The sequence below is a fragment of the Magnetospira sp. QH-2 genome (assembly GCF_000968135.1).
Taxonomy (GTDB): domain Bacteria; phylum Pseudomonadota; class Alphaproteobacteria; order Rhodospirillales; family Magnetospiraceae; genus Magnetospira.
Genome location: NZ_FO538765.1, coordinates 3182045 through 3199052, shown reverse-complemented (window position 1 = coordinate 3199052; position 17008 = coordinate 3182045). Strand labels below are relative to the sequence as shown.

General features: G+C 60.3%; 14 protein-coding genes. 3 read left to right on the top strand and 11 right to left on the bottom strand.

The genetic code is table 11. The features are described from left to right. Positions 1-77: 77 nt before the first annotated feature. From MGMAQ_RS15090 to MGMAQ_RS15050, 9 genes are all read right to left on the bottom strand, one after another. Positions 78-524 carry a hydrogenase maturation protease gene (locus MGMAQ_RS15090; protein ID WP_198409127.1) on the bottom strand — a complete coding sequence of 149 codons (447 nt, stop codon included), beginning with the start codon at positions 522-524 and terminating at the stop codon, positions 78-80. Then, positions 521-1819: a Ni/Fe hydrogenase subunit alpha gene (locus MGMAQ_RS15085; protein ID WP_046022202.1), complete on the bottom strand. Its 1299-nt coding sequence runs from the start codon at positions 1817-1819 to the stop codon at positions 521-523. Before MGMAQ_RS15085 ends, MGMAQ_RS15090 begins: the two co-directional genes overlap by 4 nt. Further along, positions 1812-2597 carry an oxidoreductase gene (locus MGMAQ_RS15080; protein ID WP_046022201.1) on the bottom strand — a complete coding sequence of 262 codons (786 nt, stop codon included), beginning with the start codon at positions 2595-2597 and terminating at the stop codon, positions 1812-1814. Before MGMAQ_RS15080 ends, MGMAQ_RS15085 begins: the two co-directional genes overlap by 8 nt. Before the next feature lie 2 nt (positions 2598-2599). Then, on the bottom strand, positions 2600-3439 hold the full coding sequence (locus MGMAQ_RS15075; protein WP_046022200.1) for an FAD/NAD(P)-binding protein: 840 nt from the start codon (positions 3437-3439) through the stop codon (positions 2600-2602). A 13-nt stretch (positions 3440-3452) separates the two neighbouring features. Next, positions 3453-3923, bottom strand: coding sequence for a cyclic nucleotide-binding domain-containing protein (locus MGMAQ_RS15070; RefSeq protein ID WP_198409125.1), 471 nt, complete (start codon positions 3921-3923; stop codon positions 3453-3455). 42 nt (positions 3924-3965) lie between these two features. Further along, positions 3966-5102: a 4Fe-4S dicluster domain-containing protein gene (locus MGMAQ_RS15065; RefSeq protein WP_046022199.1), complete on the bottom strand. Its 1137-nt coding sequence runs from the start codon at positions 5100-5102 to the stop codon at positions 3966-3968. A 203-nt stretch (positions 5103-5305) separates the two neighbouring features. Further along, positions 5306-6484 carry an ABC transporter substrate-binding protein gene (locus MGMAQ_RS15060; protein WP_046022198.1) on the bottom strand — a complete coding sequence of 393 codons (1179 nt, stop codon included), beginning with the start codon at positions 6482-6484 and terminating at the stop codon, positions 5306-5308. A gap of 21 nt (positions 6485-6505) precedes the next feature. After that, positions 6506-7384: a 50S ribosomal protein L11 methyltransferase gene (locus MGMAQ_RS15055; RefSeq protein WP_046022197.1), complete on the bottom strand. Its 879-nt coding sequence runs from the start codon at positions 7382-7384 to the stop codon at positions 6506-6508. Continuing rightward, positions 7384-9663, bottom strand: a complete 2280-nt coding sequence (locus MGMAQ_RS15050) for an ATP-dependent helicase (protein ID WP_046022196.1) — start codon at positions 9661-9663, stop codon at positions 7384-7386. The genes MGMAQ_RS15055 and MGMAQ_RS15050 overlap by 1 nt, the downstream gene beginning before the upstream one ends. 149 nt (positions 9664-9812) lie before the next feature. On the opposite strand from MGMAQ_RS15050, the gene MGMAQ_RS19805 reads away from it, so the two are divergent. After that, positions 9813-11024, top strand: coding sequence for a diguanylate cyclase (locus tag MGMAQ_RS19805; protein WP_052716432.1), 1212 nt, complete (start codon positions 9813-9815; stop codon positions 11022-11024). A gap of 338 nt (positions 11025-11362) precedes the next feature. On the opposite strand, the gene MGMAQ_RS15040 is transcribed toward MGMAQ_RS19805, so the two are convergent. Further along, positions 11363-12928, bottom strand: coding sequence for a CYTH and CHAD domain-containing protein (locus MGMAQ_RS15040; protein ID WP_052716431.1), 1566 nt, complete (start codon positions 12926-12928; stop codon positions 11363-11365). A 28-nt stretch (positions 12929-12956) separates the two neighbouring features. Beyond that, entirely contained in the window at positions 12957-14513 is a 1557-nt protein-coding gene (gene pap, locus MGMAQ_RS15035) for a polyphosphate:AMP phosphotransferase (RefSeq protein ID WP_046022195.1), read from the bottom strand. 383 nt (positions 14514-14896) lie between these two features. On the opposite strand from pap, the gene MGMAQ_RS15030 reads away from it, so the two are divergent. Together MGMAQ_RS15030 and MGMAQ_RS15025 are read left to right on the top strand one after the other, a co-directional pair. Next, positions 14897-16663 carry a SpoIIE family protein phosphatase gene (locus MGMAQ_RS15030; protein ID WP_052716430.1) on the top strand — a complete coding sequence of 589 codons (1767 nt, stop codon included), beginning with the start codon at positions 14897-14899 and terminating at the stop codon, positions 16661-16663. Between the two features lie 18 nt (positions 16664-16681). After that, a complete protein-coding gene (locus MGMAQ_RS15025; RefSeq protein WP_371258360.1) occupies positions 16682-17002 on the top strand; it encodes an STAS domain-containing protein in 321 nt (106 codons plus the stop codon). Positions 17003-17008 lie beyond the last annotated feature (6 nt).

The following is a 17008-nucleotide window of genomic DNA, read 5'->3' as shown; positions in this document are numbered from 1 at the left end:
CCGATCCAATGCGAGGAGCATAGTCGGTATCCATCGAGTCGCGCAGGTTTGCCGGGTTCAAGGGACTCCGGCCTGCGCTATACGGTCGAAGAATTTTGTCCGGCAATCAGTTGGTCCGCCAACCCACGAACTGCCCGCGCCACCTCGGGTGTCAGGCCGAGGCCTTGTCCGAAGTCCGCCGCTTCGATGCCATAGACGATCAGACTCGGTGGAAGCTTGCCCAGAATGCGCGCCATCTCCACCGCTTCGGCGACCCCCAGCACATGACTGGTATGGGGAAAGTTGTCGCGCGGGATTTCGCTCTCATGGGCATCGAAGCGACGCAACGATCCCACCGCCGCACCCGACCGCATGGCATCAATCAGCACCACGCCGTCACGACTTTGCCATAGATTGATCAGGGTCATGCCGTCCCCGGCGTGCTCAATGGCTTCCAGTCCCTGTTCGGCGAGCAGGCGCACCGTTTCGGCTCCCACGCCGTCGTCCCGGCGCATGGCATTGCCGATGCCGATATAAAGCGTCACTCGTGGGTCACCGTCAGATCGAGAAAGTGGGTGGCGCAGGAGATACAGGGGTCGTAGTTGCGGATGGTCTGTTCGCACCGCCAGGTCAGCGCCTCGTTGTCCAGATCCAGGTTTTCCTGCACCACCACCCGCAGATCCTCCTCGATCTGCTTCTGATTCTGGGCCGTGGGCGGTACGATGGTGGCCTTGGTGATGCGCCCCTCCTTGTCCAGGCTGTAGCTGTGGAAGCAGATGCCGCGCGGGGCTTCGGTGCAGCCGTATCCCGTGCCCGCCCCGGGGGTGATCTGAACACAGGACTCGTCCGGCATCTCGTAGCCCTCGATCAGCCTCAGGGATTCCTCGCAGGCATAAAGAGTCTCGACCATGCGCACCAGGATGGAACGATAGGGATTGGTCACTCTCTTGCCCAGTCCGCAATCCTTGGCCAGCGCCTTGGCGCGTTTGGAAAGCTGTTTGCCGTTGTTGTTGTAGCGCGCCCAGGGACCGACCAGATAGCGGCCGTTGGGTCCGACCCCGTGCAGCGCATTGGAGTGGGCCACATGTTCCTCGGTGTAGTGATCGAGGAATTCGTTAAGATCCAAATAGGTCCCGCTGGACGACATAATGCCGCCTTCGCAGATGGCATATTCGTCCGGGTGGGTCATGGACACGCTGTCATAATCCATGGTCAGGTCGGGAAAGTCGAACCCGGCAAAGGCGCGGCCAATGGTCTCGCTGGCCTCCATGCCCCATTTCAGGCGATCCTTGAGAGGCGCCAGGTCCTGTGGCGTCGGCGCCTTGTAGAACCCGCCCACCTTGAGATTGACCGGATGAACCGCCCGCCCGCCGATGGCTTCCAAAAGGTCGTTGCCCAGCTTTTTCAATTGCAGGGCATTGCCCACCAGTTCCGGATTGGCCTTGGCGATCAAGAGGGCATCGTCGAGGCCCAGGAAGTCGGGCGCATGCAACATGGCGGCGTGCAGCACATGGCTCTCGATCCATTCGGCGCAATAGATGATCCGCCGAAGATCGCGCAAGGGCCCGGTGACCGTCACGCCCAGGGCATCTTCCATGGCCTGGGACGCCCCCATCATATAGGCCATGGGACAGATACCGCAGATGCGCGCGGTAATGTCCGGAGCTTCGGTATACATGCGCCCCCTGAGCAAAGCCTCGAAGAACCGGGGCGGTTCATAAATGCGGAACTGAAGATCCTTGATCTCGCCATTCTTGACGCGGATGTTCAAGGCGCCTTCGCCTTCGACGCGGGCCAGGGCGTTGACCTTGATGGTGCGGGTTTGGGTCGAGCTACTCATGGGCCTCGCTCTCCTTACGGAACGGCTCGGCATAGGCTGTGAAGCCGCGATATTGATGTTTGATATGTCGCCGGTCCTGGCCCAGTCGTTCGCCGGTCCAGGCAGCCAAGCTGGCCGTGTTGGGGGTTTCCTTCGGCCCGAAGCAGCCATAACAGCCGCGTGTATGCGACGGACAAAGATTACCGCATCCGGCCTGAGTAACCGGTCCCAGGCAGGGTGTGCCCTGTGCCACCATGACACAGACCGATCCCGACAGCTTGCATTCCAGACATTGGGAATGGTTGGGAATATTGGGCTTGCGGCCATTGAGGAAGGCATTCAGCGTTTCCAGCAACTGGCCCTTGTCGATGGGGCAGCCATGAAGCGAGAAATCCACCGGTACATGGTCCTGGATCGGGGTGGATTTGGCCAGGGTGTCGATATATTCAGGGTGGGCGTAGACGCAGCGGGTGAACTCCTCCACGTCGTGGAAATTGCGCAGCGCCTGAATGCCGCCCGCCGTGGCACAGGCGCCGATGGTGATCAGAGCCTTGGATTGGCGGCGCACCTTGTGGATGCGTTCCGCGTCGTGGGGGGTGGAGACCGAGCCTTCCACCAACGAGATATCATAAGGGCCCTTGACCTCGGCCCGGGTGGCTTCGAGGAAATACGCAATTTCCACCGCCTCGGCCACCTGCAACAATTCGTCTTCGCAATCGAGCAGGGACAGTTGGCAGCCGTCGCAGGAAGAAAACTTCCAGACCGCCAGTTTCGGGCGTTTGTGTTGTGCAGGCGCCATGATCACAGCTCCCGGATCGGGAAGATGTCCCGGATCCTGTCGAAGGGAAAGACCGGTCCGTCCTTGCAGACAAAGTGGCCCCCCAGTTGGCAATGGCCGCAAAAGCCAACGGCACATTTCATATTGCGTTCCATGGACACGTAAATCCGATGAGCCGAGACACCTCGTGCTTCCAGGGATTGGATGGCAAACCGCATCATCACTTCCGGGCCGCAGACCATGGCCATGGTTTCGTGCGGGTCGAATCCGGCGCGCTCGATGAGTTTGGTCACCACGCCAACGCGCCCGCCCCACTTACCAGTGGCCCGATCGACCGTGACTTCCACAGACAGGTCGAAGCGTGATCGCCACTTTTCCAACTCCTTGAGGAACAGCACATCTTCCGGCGTGCGGGCACCATAGAGGATGACCACCTTGCCATAGCGAGCCCGGTTGGTCAGCACGTGGTAAATGGTCGGGCGCAAGGGCGCGAGGCCGATCCCACCCGCCACCAGCAGCAGGTCATGACCCTCGGCTTCCTTCACCGGCCAAGCGGTGCCATAGGGGCCGCGCACGCCGACCTGATCGCCGGTATTCAAATGACGCAAAGCGTCCGAGACCGTGCCCACGCCCCGGATCGTGTGAACCAGCAAGCTCGGGTCCGCCGGGTTGCCGCTGATGCTGATGGGGATTTCCCCGACCCCGAACACATAAAGCATGTTGAACTGTCCCGGGTCGAACAGGAAGCGTCCGCCCTCGGGTCGCAGTTCCAATGTGAAGGTGTCGGACAGTTCCTTTCTCCGTCGTTCCACACGGAAGGGAACCGTCAACATGGGATCCTTGGCAAGGGCAGTGGCCGTCATGACAAAGGGTTCCTTAGCGTGAAGAGCCATACATATCGAGCAGCCGCATGCGCGCGGCGCTGAGTCGGTGGGCGATGATGGGCACGAAGCGCTTGTGCAATTCATAGCCCAGCGAGTGATCGTTCTCGCATTTGCCGCGCAGGCAGTTTGCGTCGAGACTGACCAGTCGGCAAAGGGTCATGGCGCGGACGTCATAGGCCCATTTGTGCGGCGGGACCAACCAGGACCAACCGAAGATATCGCCTTCCTCCAGGGTCTCGATGATTAGCGGCTCCCGCCCCGGCACATGGTATTCCAAGGATATACGGCCGTGGCGCACGAGATAGAATTTGTCGGCGTCGTCGCCTTCTCGGGCCACGTATGCGCCTTCCTCCATCCGCTCGTTGGCGGCACATCCGGCCAGCAGCACCCGATAGTCGTCGTTCAAGCCGTCGAAGAACGGGTGGTCCTTGAGCAACGTTTCCATGCCTTCAATCTGCACCATGACAATTCTCCCCTCTTGGGCCTGTCTCGCTTGCGGTTTGGTTTATGTCGATGATCCGGCCCGGTTTTTTATGGCGCGTGCCTCTTCGGTAATATCGATTCCCACCGGGCACCAGGTAATGCAGCGGCCGCAACCGGTGCAGCCGGATGTTCCGAACTGATCATGCCAGTGGGATAGCTTATGGGTGATCCATTGACGATAGCGCGAAGCACCGGTTTGTCGCACGTTGCCACCATGGATATAGCTGTAATCCAGGGTAAAGCATGAATCCCAGCGTCGCTCTCTCCAAGCTTCATCGCCCGTCAGGTTGGTCACATCCTCCACCGTCGAGCAGAAGCAGGTGGGACAGACCATGGTACAGTTGGCGCAATTGAGGCAACGCTTGGCCACCTCTTCCCAGTGGTCGCATTCCAGGTTGGCGGCCAGAACCTCGGCGGCATCGGGGATCAGTTCCCGGTCCATGCCGTTGGCGGCGGATTGGATCCGTGCCTCGGCGGTTTTGATGTCGGCCTGGGTCGCGTCGAACACCGGCAGGGTTTCCAGCAAGGCGGCTCCTTGCTTGGAGCCAACGGTGACGAGAAAAACGTGGCGGTCTTCCTCGGCCAGCTCAATCAGTGCCAGATCGAAGCCGTTTTCAGCGCGCGGGCCGCAGTCCATGGAGGTGCAAAAACAGGTCTCCGCCGGGCGCCCGCAATGAATGGCCACCACAAAGCTTTTCTTGCGCCGCAGGTGGTAGCCCGGATCCGTGGCCGTGTCGGACATGAACACCCTGTCCTGGATCTCCATGGCGGCGATGTCGCAGCCCCGGGCGCCGATAAAGGCATAGCGTGGGATGTCTTCCTTGGCCGGGGTGACATGGAAACCGGTCGTGGCGCGTTTGGCGGTCCACAGGGTTTGTTGCGGCGGGAACAGGTAGCGCTTCCAGCTTGTGGGCCCGACCACATGATCGAACAAGGCCTCGCCGCCGGGATGCTCAAGCACGTAACCGCCTGGTTCTTGGCGATCGACCACGCCGCGCGGCAAATCAGCCACGCCGGAAATGGGAGCATATACAACGGCGCTGTCTTGGACCGTGGGGCCAATGACCTGATGGCCAGATTCATTCAAAGCGGCAATCAGCCGGTTGAGGCCGTCCACGTCAATCAAATGGTGAGTCGGTTCCACGGCATTTTTGGTCATTGCCAAGCCCCCTGGGATTCTGGAACGGGTGAATGGTACGCTCAATCGATGGAATTCTGTAACGATGATTGGATATGGCTGCTATCCATAAATGCATGGCTTTTCAACGCATTAGAAAAAACTAATGCGGGGGCGGGGGCAAAGAAAAAAGCGCCCGGGATCGAGATCCCGGGCGCTGGGTATTTCAGAGGTGTTCCTCGGTTTTAGTCGACGATGGTCCAATCCCCGTTACGGATTTCCAACATGCGGAACGCCGACAGGTTCAGGCCCATGTGATCCTTGGCGGTCATGTTGACCACACCGGCGGTGCCCATGAAGCCGTGAGTCTTTTCGATTTCATCGCGGACCTTTTCCTTGTCGGTGGAGCCCGCCCGCTGAATGGCGGCCAGGGCCATCATCAATCCGTCATAGGCATGACCGCCGAAGGTGGAAACGGCGGATCCGGTCGCGCTCTCGTATTTGGTCTTGTAGGCCATCACCACCGCCTTCTGCGGATCGTCGTCGGCCAGTTTCTCGGCCACGATCAGGGCCGCCGCCGGAAGCCGTACGCCTTCCGCCGCCTTGCCCGCCAGTTCGATGTACTTCTTCGACGCGACGCCGTGGGACTGGTACATGGGCAAGCCGGTCATGCCCAGCTGGCCGTAGTTCTTGGTCACGATGGCCGGGCCCTGGCCGAAGTCGGCGTTGAGCACCGCCTGTACGCCCGGGGCGTTCTTGATCTTGGTAAGCTGGGCGGTCATGTCGGAGTCCTTGCCGCCGTAGGTCTCGTCGGCGACGATCTCGATGCCATAGGCCGGCGCCAGCTTCTTGCATTGACCGCGCATGGATTTGCCGAAGCCGCCGGTGCCGGAAATCAGGCCGACTTTCATCAGGCCGCGCTTTTTCATGTCTTCATAGATCTTGGCGCAGGCCATCTGGTCGGTATGCGGGGTCTTGAAGGTCCACTTTTTCACCGGATCGATGATCACCACCGCGCCGGCCAGGGAGATGAACGGCACGCCCGCCTTTTCGATCACCGGACGCACGGCCATGGTGCCGCCGGAGGTGGAGCCGCCGACGATCACGTCCACGCCGTCCTGGTGGATCAGGCGCTTGACCGCGGTCTGATCCTTCTTGGGATTGCCGCCGGTATCATAATGGAACAGCTTCACCGGACGGCCCAGCACGCCGCCGTCCTTGTTGATTTCGTCGATATAGAGTTCAAGTGTTTTGAGCTCTGGATCGCCGAGGAACGAAGCCGGGCCGGTAACGGCCAGGAAGGTGCCGACCTTGATGGGGTCGGCGGCCTTGGCGGTCGGCTGGGCGACCATTGCGAGACCGAGGGCCGCGACGCCCGCGACGACACCGCCGATTGACTTGCCGGTGAACAGCTTGGTGACCATGATTTCTCCCCTAAATTCTGTTTAGGGGGGAGAGCCTAGGACAAGGGTCTCCCAGTCGTCAACGGGAACCCGGTCAATCAGGTGCAGACCGCGGGCCCGATGAGCCGCCAGCACCCTATTCGAATCTTGCTTCAAGAATCCGGCGAGCACCACGCGACCGCCCGGCCTTAGAACCCGGGCCAGGTCCCCGGCCATGCCCATCAAGGGCCGTGCGAGGATGTTGGCGAGGATGAGATCGTAAGGCCCGCGCCCGGACACCATGGGATGACGGTAGCCTTCTGACAACAGGGCGGTGATCCGGGTCCGGAGGTCATTCAGATCCGCGTTGAGGTTGGTGACCGCCACCGACCGGGGATCGATGTCGGCGGCCAGCACCGAGACGTTCCAAAGCCGGGCCGCGGCCATGGCCAGAATGCCCGACCCGCAACCCATGTCCAACACCCGTCGCGGTGGTTTCCGACCCATTCGGTCCAGCGCGATCAGACAGCCCCGGGTGGAAGCATGCTGTCCGGTCCCGAAAGCCACCGAGGCATCCACCTGCAAGGGCAGGCAATTGGGTGGCACCGAGTCCTTGTGGTGGCTGCAGTGCACATGGAAGCGCCCGGCGGTGATGGGGTGGAACGAGGCCAGATTCTCGGCCACCCAATCCCGCTGCTCCTGGGGCGCGATAATCAGGTCAGGCTGTTCGATGCCAAGTCCGTTGGCGGTCAGCGCCACGGTGGCGGTGACGGCGGCCTGATCCGGTGCGCCGGTCACCCAGCCCTGCACGGTCCAGATCGGATCTTCGTCCAAGCCTTGGACCAGCACGGTATCGCAGACGGCTTCAAATAGTTCGGTGAATGGCCCTGCCTGGGCTTGCGGCACGGCCAGTTCCAGGTGCCATAGGTCTTGGTTGTCCATCACGCCCGCTCCACGAAACTATCCACCACCTTTTTCGTCCCCGACCCGCCGAAGTCGATGACCAGCTTTTCGCCCTCGGCGGAGACCACCGTTCCCTCGCCGAATTTGCGGTGGCGCACCCGGTCGCCGGGAGCATAGCGGCTCGATTGGGTCGGGGCCGTTTCGACGGTGGTTTGTGCCTGCGCTTCGATGACCAGTGGGTCCCGTCGCCGCCGTTGGCGAGCACTGTCGAAGCCACCATGAGACTGGCGGGACCAGGAATCACTGAAGCCGAACTGTCGGCTTTGCGCTTGCACGGTTTCATCGTTGAAATCCACATGCGTCTCGGGCAGTTCCTCGATGAACCGCGATGGCAGGCTGGACTGCCATTGATTATAGATCCGCCGGTTGGCGGCGTGGGAGATCCGCGCTCGCTGTCGCGCCCGGGTCAGACCCACATAGGCCAGCCTCCGTTCCTCTTCCAAGCCATTCATGCCGCCATCGTCCAAGGCCCGTTGATGAGGGAAAAGGCCTTCTTCCCAACCGGGCAGGAATACCGTGTCAAACTCCAGTCCCTTGGCTCCGTGCAGAGTCATCAAGGAGACCTTTTCGGTGTCGTCGCGACTGTCGTTTTCCATCACCAGAGACACATGCTCAAGGAATTCGGCCAGGTTTTCGAACTGCTCCATTCCCGAGACCAGTTCTTTGAGATTATCCAACCGCCCCGGCCCGTCGGGTTTGTTGGAGATCTTCCACATCTCCGTATAGCCGGACTCGTCGAGCACCTGCCCCATCAGTTCCGGGTGAGGGATGGCGGCGGCCTGATGCCGCCAACGCTCGAAATCCTCCATCAGCCCGCGCAGGGTCTGGCGGACCTTGGGGCGCAGTTCATCGGTGTCGATCAGGTCCAGGGTCACCTGATGCAAGGACCGGCGTCGGGCGCGCCCATGGGTATGCAGAGTCTGCATCACCGCTTTGCCGATCCCGCGTTTGGGCAGATTGACGATGCGCTCGAAGGCCAGGTCGTCATCCGGTTGCACGATCACCCGCAGATAAGCCAAAGCATCGCGGATTTCCTGACGTTCATAGAAACGCGGGCCGCCGATGACCCGATAAGGAATGCCCAGGGTTATCAGTCTTTCTTCGAACTCGCGGGTCTGGAAACCGGCGCGCACCAGAACCGCCATTTGCTCCAGGGAATGACCTTGGCGGTGCAGATCCTCAATGTCGCGACCGATACGCCGGGCCTCGGTCGCACCGTCCCACACGGAAACCACCCGCACCTTCTCGCCGGTGCTCTCTTCGGTCCATAGGGTCTTGCCCAGGCGTCCGTCGTTGTGGGTGATAAGCCCCGAAGCGGCGCCGAGGATATGGCTGGTGGAGCGGTAATTGCGTTCCAGCCGGATCACCGCGGCGCCGGGGAAATCCTCTTCGAAGCGCAGGATGTTGCCGACCTCCGCTCCGCGCCAGGAATAGATGGACTGGTCATCGTCACCTACGCAGCAGATGTTGCGATGCCCCTGAGCCAGCAGCCGCAGCCATAGGTATTGGGCAATATTTGTATCTTGATATTCATCCACCAGCAGATAGCGGAACTGTTGCTGATAGCGCTTGAGAATATCGGGCTTGGTCTGGAACAGGGTCAGATTGAGTAACAACAAGTCGCCGAAGTCGGCGGCGTTAATATCGGTCAGGCGTTGTTGATAGTCCTTGTAGATGGCCACAAGACGTCCCTCGGCCAGATCGGCGCCCTCGGCATCGGACACCTGATCCGGGGTCAGGCCGCGATCCTTCCAGCGCTGGATGGCGCCGAGCAGCACCCGGGCTGGCCAGCGCTTGTCATCCACCGGATGCAATTCAAGGACCTGCTTGATCAGACGCACCTGATCATCGTCGTCAAGGATGGTGAAGTTGGGTCGCAGTCCGGCCGCCTCGGCGTGGTTTCGCAAGATGCGCGCGCCCAGGGCATGGAACGTGCCAACCCACCAGCCCTCCACCGGTGTGCCGAGCAGGGCCGCCACCCGGTCGCGCATTTCCCGCGCCGCCTTGTTGGTAAAGGTCACGGCCAGCATTTCATAGGGTCGCGCCCGGCCCCGGGCGAGGATATTGGCCAGACGGGTAGTCAGCACCCGGGTCTTGCCGGTTCCGGCTCCGGCGAGGACCAGCACCGGCCCATCCAAAGATTCCACGGCCTCGAACTGGGCGTCGTTGAGGCCGCGCAGGAACGGCGGTTCCGGGCGCGGCGCCGGAGCGGCGGCGGCGGGCGGGTCGTCGTCGGTGAAGTCAAACGGATCGGTCATGGGAGGGGTTATAGCATCGGACGGACAATGGCGGAATTATTCCGGGAGGCTCAAGAGCCATAAAACATCAACAAGACCTGACAAAATGTATGGTCATGTTATACTCATGCCCAATAAGGAACCCAAAGGTACCGGGGGGAGAAAAATACGTGCCAGCCAAGGGAACCAATGCCTTTTTGGTCCTGGGATTCGGCGCCATCCTGATTTGCATGGTCGGAAGCATCATTATCGGCTTCCGCCATTTGGATGCGACGCGTGAAGCCTGGTTACGAGACGCGGCCTTTCGGGAAAAGGTGCGAGCCGCCTTCTTGATGCGCGAAGCCATCCGCGAGCGCTCGTTCCGCCTGACCTACGCAGCCACCCTGAGCGATTTCTTCGACCGCGACGAACAGCATGAACTGTTCAACGCCGAAGCGGCTCATTTCCTCGTTGCGCTGGACATGCTGCAAAAACTTAAGGTCACGCCGACCGAGGAAAAGGCTTTGGCCTCGCTGCGCGAAACCATCATCCGAGACCGGCCCGCGGTAGAGAAATCCATGGCTGCGATCGTCGAGAACGGCTATGGCGAAGGCATCCAGGCGACCCTGGAACAAGGTCTTAACGCGCAACGGGAGCTCATCACCGAGCTCAATCGTTTCGTCAAAACCTTTGAGGAAATCTCGCTCAAGGAGGCCGGAGGCGCTTCGGCGGCCATTGCCCATACCCAGCGCAACATGATGTTTCTGAGCGGCGGGGCTCTGGCCTTGGCCCTGACCATCGGCATCATGGTATCGGCGCGCGAGGGCCGCAACAAACGCCGTCTGCGGGATAACCGCGATCAACTGGCCAAGATGTCGAGCACCGATGCCCTAACTGGAATCGCCAACCGCCGCCGCTTCGACGAGTTTTTCGAATTCGCCTGGCATCAAGCCACCCGGTCCAGTCTGCCGCTGTCGTTGATCTTGATCGATATCGACCATTTCAAGCTCTACAACGACCATTATGGACATGCCCAGGGTGATGATTGCCTGGTGGCCGTGGCTCGGGCCATTGACGATGTCATCGGTCGCTCCACCGATCTGGCGGCGCGCTTCGGCGGCGAGGAGTTCGCCTGCGTGCTTTGTGATACCAGCGTCGAAGGGGCCATCGCCTTGGCCGAACAGGTGAGGCTCGCCGTCGCCGCCTTGGGCGAGGAACACGTTAAATCGCAAACCGCCGACCATGTGACCGTTAGCGTCGGCTTGGCCACCTGCATTCCCTCCCGCGACGGGGACATGGCGCAATTTTTCAAGGCGGCGGATTCATTCCTCTATGCCGCCAAGCACCAAGGTCGTAACCGGGTGATCTTCGGCAGCTGTGAAATCGAAGATGCGGTGGCCTAACAGGCTGCTGAAAAAGTGTTGTCCTACGGCCCGCCTCGCCCTTCGTCCCTCGACAAGCTCGGGATGAGGAAGCTCAGGGTGAGGCTAAGAGGCGGATTTAAAAGTATCCTTTAGATATCAAGGCAGTAGATTTTTGATCTGGCCAGGAAAGGCCGACGACACGGGGCGGCGCCCCGTTAGGAGGTCTTGACGCCGCCAGAGCGGAAATATACGCCCTCGAGATCAAAGGAATACTTTTGAATCCGTCTCTAACATGTTGAAAATTCAAAGGCCTTCATGCTGAGCTTGTCGAAGCATGTGTCGCCACAGGCTCGAAATCGGACTTTTTCAACAGCCTGTTAAAGCTGCGGCCAGAAGGGCTTGGCCTTGGCGAAGGCGCTCCAGGCGGTGATCATATCTTTCTCGTGCGAACGGAAGATATGCTCGTGCCAGCCGATGACCGCTCCCGAAGCCATGGCGACGTTGCGGGCGTCATTGCCCCGGGCTCCGGTGGCAAGGCCCCCCAGCAGTTCGCGCATGACCGAGATATCATTCATCATACCCAAGCCATCTTGCATGTTTTTCAGCGCCGCCACATAGGGGACGACTTCCGACTTGGGGTAGAGCGAAGACAAAAACTCGGTGGCATAGCGCAGCTTCTTCATGGCAATGCGCACTTCGTGGCGGGCCTCGGTGCTCAGGGTCTCGAAACCTTTGCCCAGCTTGCGCACCTTGCGATAGCGCTTGTGCAGCAATCCGGCGGCAATGTTGCTGACCGGAGCGAACAATTGCGCCGCCGTGGGGCTGAGGGGTTGATCTTGCCAGCCACGCACCTGGACCCATTCTCCCAAGTCTAGCAGCAACTCCGTATAGCGCTTGGAGCGGATGGCCGCTTCGGACCGGTCATAGGCACTGGTGCGGCGGGTTTCGGCCGCCCGGGTCAGGGCCTCCATGGCGCCGTCATCTTCAAGTCCCTCGGCCACCGGCGGGAGGGTCTCGTCGAGGAACACATCCCAATCGCGGGCCGGGCCCATCTCATTGATCAGCCACTTCAACTCACCATTGAACCGGATCACTTGTTCTTCGGGTAGCAATTTCTTGAACAGGCTCAACGCCGAACGCAGACGGCGGGTGGCGACCCGCATCTGATGCACGCCTTCAATATGGGCGCGGCCCAAAACACAGGCCTCATTGGCCAACAGATGATCCATGCAGGCGTGGATGATGACGCTCAGGGCCTCTTCCACCGACATGTTGGCATTGAGAGACGGAATACCGGCCTTGGTCCAAGGCGCCTTACCGCCGTCGGCCAGGGTGTATCCCCGTGCCGCCTTGGACAGGGTCGAGAGCCGTACCGGTATGGTTTCCAGCAATCCCCGGGCGATACGAAAAACATGGACTGGGTCGCCCTCGTGGATTTCCAGCTCCACTTCCGAGACGGCTTCGCGCGTTTCTCCGGCGATCAGATCGCCGTTGTCCATGTCGATATCCACTTTGGTGCCGTCTTCCAGCAACAAGGTCCGACTGGTGCGACGGATATCGGTCTCGAACACCGGGCCTAGGGTCGCAGCCAACTCTGCTGGCAAGATGGTGCTCAGGTCGGACTCGGCCAGCAGGCTGAGGTCGAAGGCGGCCCGTGGAACAATGTTTTCCACTTCGCGGCGCGACGATAATCCACCGCCCCCCTTGCCGGCCGTTTTGACGCATTGGACCCACTGGCGGCCTTCCTTGCGCACCCGCAGAGCGGCGTCTTGAGCCCGAAGCGTATGGTCCGGGGTGTCATAATAGATCGCGCGGAGCTGACGCACGCGGGCTTTGCCCTGTACATGCTTGCGGATGATCGCCGAACGGGCGACGCGGGGCGCGTCTTCGGGTGCCAAGGCGAGTTTGAGTTCGACTTCCTCACCGTCTTTGAGCAGGGTCATAAAGGTCTCCGGGGACAGGGGGTGTCCACTATTTCTTTTTGCGTTTGGATCCCTTGCCGGAGCTGGCCAGGGCTTTTTCAAGATGATCGCACAGGGTCTCGACAACCTTGATACGGGCGAATCGTTTATCGTTGCCTTCGACCAGAACCCAAGGCGCCGATTGCGGGCTGGTCTGTTCGACGATGTCATTGACCGCCTCGTCGTACAGATGCCACTTCTCGCGATTGCGCCAATCCTCGTCGGTTAGCTTCCAGCTCTTGACCGGCGTGGCGGCGCGCAACTCGAAGCGCTGAAGCTGTTCTTCCTTGGTGATATGGATCCAGTATTTGACCAAAACCACGCCATGCTCCACCAACTGCGCCTCGAAATCATTGATTTCGGCATAGGCGCGGCGCCATTCCTCTTCGCTGGCAAAGCCCTCGACCCGTTCCACCAGCACCCGGCCATACCAGGAGCGATCAAATACGACCAGGCGTCCGGCTCGCGGCATGTGGCGCCAGAACCGCCACAGGTAATGTTGGGCGAATTCTTCCTCGGTGGGCGCGGCAATGGGGATGACCTGCCAATCGCGGGCATCCAGGGCCGAGACCAGACGTCGGATGGAGCCACCTTTGCCTGCCGCATCGGCGCCTTCGAAAACCAAGGCGGTCGTGATGCCCCGGTCCCGGGCCTCGACAAACAAGTGGGAGAGACGCGCGCGGGCCGTTTTCAGGCGAGTGGAATAGTCCTTTTTCTCCAGCGGCGGATTCATGACCAAGGCATCGAGCACCGATTGCGTGTTGTCCAGGGCCATTTCCGCCGCGTCGGGTTCGACCTTTTCGGCGGCAGGTTTTTTGGCGGTCTTGCGGGCCGCCTTGGCTTTCTGCTGGGCTTCGAACTCATCGATCCGATCGCGCAGGGCATCGCGCAGCCGGGTCAAAACCGTAAGGCTGCGATAGCGGGTATCGGTGCCCTCGACAATCTGCCAGGGCGCGTCGCCGGTGCTGGTGCGCATGATGGTATGCTCGGCGGCGGCAATGAAGGAATCGTATTGTTTCAGATTATCCCAATGGGCTTTGATGATGCTCGGCGCCGCCAGTTTCTTTTTCTCCAGCTTTTTCAGGCGTGTCTTCTGGGCTTCTTTGCCCATGTGCATCCAGAACTTGAGAATCAGCGCGCCGTCATCGGCCAGGGTCTGTTCGAAGCGGGCGATACGTTCCAGGCGCCGTTCGAAAACCATGTCGTCAACACCGTCGCGCACCCGCTCCAAAATCGGATCGGAATACCAGGAACTCAGAAACAGACCGATCTTGCCCTTGGGAGGCAGGTCGCGCCAGAAGCGCCAGTATTCCGGTCGCTCCCCTTCTTCGTCCGAGGGCTGCTTATAGGCCCGGGTGACCACCCAGCGGGGATCCATCCATTCGTTGATCAGGTTCATGCTGGCGGCCTTGCCCGCGCCATCCACCCCGGCAAATACTAAGATCACAGGCACATCGGTGGCCCGCAGTCTTTGCTGCAATTCCAGCATCTCGATCCGAAGATCGGTGGCAATGGCTTCGAAGTCTTCCTTCGAAACAGTGCGTCCCAGTTCCGCTGTCCTGAACATCGAAGCCTCCCTAGCTGATAGACAATCACCATCCAGGCAAGAGATTTTCCCCTTTGCCCTGACGATTCCCCGATTTGATGCGTTAAATTCTAACAATCTGTCGCAAAACTGTCACAAAAATATTTATGACATATTATCCTGGAGAATTATGACGGTATAGAATCTATATTAAAGGGACATAATTATATTGAACAGGGAACGCGGTGTTTTTGCTCACCAGCCTTGGCCTTTTATGGTAAGCGGAGGCTCTGCGCCAGAGCTTCTCGATCCCGGCCAACCGGCCTGGTCAACCAGGGGGCGTTGGCGTCACGAAATGATAACCAGTTAATCATCGTCCGCATGTTCCGTTGCCCAACGGCGCATTTCGGGACATAGTGTGGCCCATGGAAACGAGCGCGAAAACTGTTCCGGCCGCCCCTCCCGGCGGCGAGGACCTGACAGACCCTCTGGAGCTTCTGGCGACCCTGAGCGAAGACTTCGCCATGTCACAGGACCTGGACGGCGCCATGGCACGTGGGTTGGGCCATATCGTTCACAACCTGGGAGCCGAGGCGGGGTCCCTGTTCCTGGTCGATCAGCAATCCAGCGAGCTGGTCTGCGTGGCCTGTATCGGTCCGGTGGACATAACCGGTCTAAGATTAGAAGGCGGCCAGGGCATCGTCGGCCAATGCATTGATCGCAACGTGGGCGAGATCGTCCGCAACGTGGATGGCGACCCCCGCTTCCATCGGGCGGTGGACAAGGAAACCGGATTCAAGACGCTGTCGGTGCTCTGCGCTCCCATGAGCGTTCGGGACGAGCGGGTGGGCGCGGTCCAGGTTCTTAACAAGGTTCATGGCGGCGGTCTGTTCGGGTTTCAGGACCTTAATCTGTTGAAGGTGCTGACCGCGTCCATGGGGTTGGCCATCCGCAACGCCCGCCTGGCATCGCAGCTGGTGGAACAGGAGCGCATCAAGCGCGAGTTGGAACTGGCCTCGGAGATTCAGCGCAGCTTGCTGCCGATGAAGACCGACGAAGGATTTCCGGTCAGCGGTCTGAATGTTCCGGCGCGTGAAATGTCCGGCGATTTCTTCAACTACTTCGCCTTCGATGACGGGCGGATCTATTTCTGCCTTGGCGATGTGTCCGGCAAGGGCATGGACGCGGCCATGCTGATGGCCAAGGCGTCGAGTCTGTTCCGTGCCCTGGGCAAGGCTTGGCACGAACCGGGCCGCCTGATGGGACGGCTCAACGAAGAGATCTGCGAAACCGCCTCCATGGGTCGCTTCATCACCATGGTCGTCGGGCTTTATGATCCACGAACCGGCATGGTTCGGTTGTCCAACGCCGGACACGAACCGCCGCTGATCTTTCGTCGCGACGGCGGCATGGAGGATTTTCCCGCCGACGCGCCGCCGTTGGGGATCACGCCGCTGGCGGCGGATGAAAACGGCGCTTTTCCGGAAGTGGAGTTCAATCTCGACGGCGGCACGCTTTATGTATTTACCGATGGTGTGACCGAAGGCAAGCTGGCGGATGGCTCCATGTTCGATATCAAGGGCGTGACCCGTATTCTGGGGCGCACCTCCGAAGAGCCGGTGGAGGCGATCCTCAATACGGTGCGCCAGATCCTATGCCGCGACGGGGAAGAACTGCGCGACGACCTGACGTTGTTGGCCGTGGACGATACCGCGGCGCGGGCCGAACGGGGCGACGACATCCCGTCACTGCCCCGAAGACAAAGCGACGATGAACCGGGCGAGAAACTGCTCAGCCTGCGCCTTCCCGCCCGCCCGGATCGTTTGAAGCTGATCCGCGCGGCGGTGGGCGAGGCCGCCAAGGCCAGCGGTTGTAGCTCCAAGATCACTCACGACGTGGTAATCGCCGTCGACGAAGCCTGTCAGAACGTGGTACGTCATGCTTATCCGGAGGGGGTGTCCGGAGCCATCCGCGTCGATGTTTATCGCGAGGGTTCCGATTTGATTTTCCATATCAGGGATTTCTCGCCCGTTCCGGTGGACGTGGACAAGGTACGCCCGCGGGATCTGGACGACATCAAGCCCGGCGGCTTGGGGACCCATCTGATCCGCGAGGTGATGGAAGAAGTGGAATTCCTGCAGCCAGCGGAAGGCAGCGGTAATCTTTTGCGTTTGGTCAAAACCATTGGGTAAGGCAAGAGTATGGAACATGTGATTTCACAACAGGACAAGGCCACCGTGGTTGCCTTTCAAGGCGACGTGGACCTGGAAAGCTCACCGGAAGCCCGCAAGATACTGCTGGCACAGTTGGACGGCTGCGATCTGCTGCTGGTGGATATGTCGGAAGTCAATTACATCGACAGTTCGGGTATCGCTTCCCTGGTTGAATCTTTCCAGACGGGACGGGCCAAGGGCAAGCGGTTCGCCTTGGTCTCGGTCAGTGAACCGGCCTTGCGGGTGCTGCAACTGGCCAGGCTGGACAAGGTATTCGACATTCACGAAAACGTCGAGGCGGCTCTGGCCGCCGGATAAACGGGA

What these genes read in the sequence shown, in the direction of transcription:
- MGMAQ_RS15085 (WP_046022202.1), bottom strand. Translation starts at nt 1,819, where the DNA reads ATGAGTAGCTCGACCCAAACCCGCACCATCAAGGTCAACGCCCTGGCC.
- MGMAQ_RS15055 (WP_046022197.1), bottom strand. Translation starts at nt 7,384, where the DNA reads ATGGACAACCAAGACCTATGGCACCTGGAACTGGCCGTGCCGCAAGCC.
- MGMAQ_RS15040 (WP_052716431.1), bottom strand. Translation starts at nt 12,928, where the DNA reads ATGACCCTGCTCAAAGACGGTGAGGAAGTCGAACTCAAACTCGCCTTG.
- MGMAQ_RS15065 (WP_046022199.1), bottom strand. Translation starts at nt 5,102, where the DNA reads ATGACCAAAAATGCCGTGGAACCGACTCACCATTTGATTGACGTGGAC.
- MGMAQ_RS15080 (WP_046022201.1), bottom strand. Translation starts at nt 2,597, where the DNA reads ATGGCGCCTGCACAACACAAACGCCCGAAACTGGCGGTCTGGAAGTTT.
- MGMAQ_RS15060 (WP_046022198.1), bottom strand. Translation starts at nt 6,484, where the DNA reads ATGGTCACCAAGCTGTTCACCGGCAAGTCAATCGGCGGTGTCGTCGCG.
- MGMAQ_RS15075 (WP_046022200.1), bottom strand. Translation starts at nt 3,439, where the DNA reads ATGACGGCCACTGCCCTTGCCAAGGATCCCATGTTGACGGTTCCCTTC.
- pap (WP_046022195.1), bottom strand. Translation starts at nt 14,513, where the DNA reads ATGTTCAGGACAGCGGAACTGGGACGCACTGTTTCGAAGGAAGACTTC.
- MGMAQ_RS15050 (WP_046022196.1), bottom strand. Translation starts at nt 9,663, where the DNA reads ATGACCGATCCGTTTGACTTCACCGACGACGACCCGCCCGCCGCCGCC.
- MGMAQ_RS15070 (WP_198409125.1), bottom strand. Translation starts at nt 3,923, where the DNA reads ATGGTGCAGATTGAAGGCATGGAAACGTTGCTCAAGGACCACCCGTTC.
- MGMAQ_RS15030 (WP_052716430.1), top strand. Translation starts at nt 14,897, where the DNA reads ATGGAAACGAGCGCGAAAACTGTTCCGGCCGCCCCTCCCGGCGGCGAG.